Source organism: Acinetobacter sichuanensis (genome assembly GCF_003024515.2).
Lineage (GTDB): Bacteria > Pseudomonadota > Gammaproteobacteria > Pseudomonadales > Moraxellaceae > Acinetobacter > Acinetobacter sichuanensis.
Genome location: NZ_PYIX02000172.1, coordinates 1 through 1,004, shown reverse-complemented (window position 1 = coordinate 1,004; position 1,004 = coordinate 1). Strand labels below are relative to the sequence as shown.

Sequence of the window (1,004 nt, the reverse complement as noted above, 5' to 3'; positions counted from 1 at the left end):
TCCTCTAGCCCATGTCTAGCAATGCTTTCAGACTTTAAAAAAGTACTTTTGGAGGACAACTAAGTACTTTTGGAGGACAAAATCAACTTTAAAAAGTACTTTTGGAGGACTTAAAAAGTACTTTTGGAGGACAACTAAGTACATTAAATAAATTGTACTTTATTGTTAAAAAAGTACAAAAATAATAGTCAAATAATAATCGAATTGCTATATTTAGGTACGCTATATTCAAAGTACCTTAAATACACTGTAGTTAATTTATGAATGAACAAAATAAAAAAACATATCCACCATCTTGGGTAGTAATGCAGAACAGTATTCAAGAATGCTTTAAAAGTATGAGTATTGATGAGAAACGCATTTTAATTCTCGCAAGTCCAATAGCGAGAACAACAAATGCAACTGAGAAAGATGCAATAGTTATTACAGCAGAAAAATTTGCTCAAGAATGTAATATAAAAACTCATTCAGCATATAAATCGCTTATAGATGCAAGTAAGGCTCTTATTAAACGTTATTTCTGTTACTTAGATGAAAAAGGACGTAAAACATATTGTAATTGGGTTATTCGAGCTAGATATGAAGATGGTTGTGTGTCTATTTGTTTTCCAGATGAAGTTCTTTTAATGCTAAAAGAATTTGATAAGTTAAATCCCTATACTAAATATAAAAAAGATATTGTCCTCAGTCTAAAAAAAGACTATTCATTTGATTTTTATCATTTAGCAAAAAAACATCAAACAATTGGATATTTTGAGATGTCACTAGAGCATCTAAAAACAGAGTTTGGATTACCAGAATCTTATCAAGATCTTAGCAATTTAAAAAAACGTGTAATTACCCCTTCATTGAATGAAATTACAGAAAATACTGATATCAATTTGACTTATGAAAATGTCAAAAAAGGGCGTTCTGTTGTCGGCTTTAAATTCACCGTAAAAGAAAAACCCAAGCCAAAACTCACAGCACCAACAAGGGATACAAAAACCATAGATATGTTCTGC

General features: G+C 30.0%; 1 protein-coding gene. It reads left to right on the top strand.

Annotated elements, in window-relative coordinates; genetic code table 11:
• Positions 1-260: 260 nt before the first annotated feature.
• Positions 261-1,004 (top strand): replication initiation protein (locus C9E89_RS22810; protein WP_107010326.1); only part of this gene is annotated, 744 nt, incomplete at its 3' end.